Annotated in this window: 9 tRNA genes; all 9 read left to right on the top strand. The window is 50.2% G+C overall.

The window, feature by feature from the left end:
* Nucleotides 1-23 precede the first annotated feature (23 nt).
* The 9 genes from GSA01S_RS10335 to GSA01S_RS10295 all read left to right on the top strand — a co-directional run bounded on the left by GSA01S_RS10335 (nucleotide 24) and on the right by GSA01S_RS10295 (nucleotide 820).
* Nucleotides 24-99: transfer RNA gene (locus GSA01S_RS10335), tRNA-Val, on the top strand.
* Between the two features lies 1 nt (nucleotide 100).
* Nucleotides 101-173: transfer RNA gene (locus tag GSA01S_RS10330), tRNA-Lys, on the top strand.
* A gap of 7 nt (nucleotides 174-180) precedes the next feature.
* Nucleotides 181-262: transfer RNA gene (locus tag GSA01S_RS10325), tRNA-Leu, on the top strand.
* A gap of 32 nt (nucleotides 263-294) precedes the next feature.
* Nucleotides 295-367 (top strand) — tRNA-Thr (locus GSA01S_RS10320).
* A gap of 20 nt (nucleotides 368-387) precedes the next feature.
* A tRNA-Thr gene (locus tag GSA01S_RS10315) sits at nucleotides 388-460 on the top strand.
* A gap of 17 nt (nucleotides 461-477) precedes the next feature.
* Nucleotides 478-549 (top strand) — tRNA-Gly (locus GSA01S_RS10310).
* Between the two features lie 22 nt (nucleotides 550-571).
* A tRNA-Leu gene (locus GSA01S_RS10305) sits at nucleotides 572-657 on the top strand.
* A 9-nt stretch (nucleotides 658-666) separates the two neighbouring features.
* Nucleotides 667-740, top strand: a tRNA-Arg gene (locus GSA01S_RS10300).
* A 6-nt stretch (nucleotides 741-746) separates the two neighbouring features.
* A tRNA-Pro gene (locus tag GSA01S_RS10295) sits at nucleotides 747-820 on the top strand.
* Nucleotides 821-875: the final 55 nt, after the last annotated feature.

The raw sequence follows: 875 nt of genomic DNA, 5'->3' as shown, positions 1-875 counted from the left end.
ACGCAGGGTATATTTTTCAAATTGGAGGTTTAGCTCAGCTGGGAGAGCATCTGCCTTACAAGCAGAGGGTCAGCGGTTCGATCCCGTTAACCTCCACCATGACTCGTTAGCTCAGTCGGTAGAGCAACTGACTTTTAATCAGTGGGTCACAGGTTCGAATCCTGTACGGGTCATCAGAATGCGGGTGTGGCGGAATTGGCAGACGCACCAGATTTAGGATCTGGCGCCTTCGGGCGTGGGGGTTCAAGTCCCTTCACCCGCATGAAGACGAACAGATGTTTGTCGAGGTAACAAGCCGGCTTAGCTCAGTTGGTAGAGCATCTGATTTGTAATCAGAGGGTCGAGGGTTCAAGTCCTTTAGCCGGCATATAGGCCTTTTTAGAAGAGGCCGGCTTAGCTCAGTTGGTAGAGCAACGCACTCGTAACGCGTAGGTCACAGGTTCAAGTCCTGCAGCCGGCATGAGTGAATAATAAAACGCGGAAATAGTTCAGTGGTAGAACACCACCTTGCCAAGGTGGGGGTCGCGGGTTCGAATCCCGTTTTCCGCTTTGCCAGCAAACTTAGGCAAATGCCGGGGTGGCGGAACTGGCAGACGCACAGGACTTAAAATCCTGCGGGTAGTGATACCCGTACCGGTTCGATTCCGGTCCTCGGCATTAAAGCATGCACCCATAGCTCAATTGGATAGAGTACTTGACTACGAATCAAGCGGTTGTAGGTTCGACTCCTACTGGGTGTATAGAAACGGGAAGTAGCTCAGCTTGGTAGAGCACTTGGTTTGGGACCAAGGGGTCGCAGGTTCGAATCCTGTCTTCCCGATTTTTTTGAACCAAAAATCAAAAAAGCAAAACAAATAGTAAATTCATACCAAAAT

It is taken from the genome of Globicatella sanguinis NBRC 15551, assembly GCF_001552295.1.
Classification (GTDB): Bacteria; Bacillota; Bacilli; order Lactobacillales; family Aerococcaceae; genus Globicatella; species Globicatella sanguinis.
This window is presented reverse-complemented; position numbering and strand designations above follow the sequence as displayed.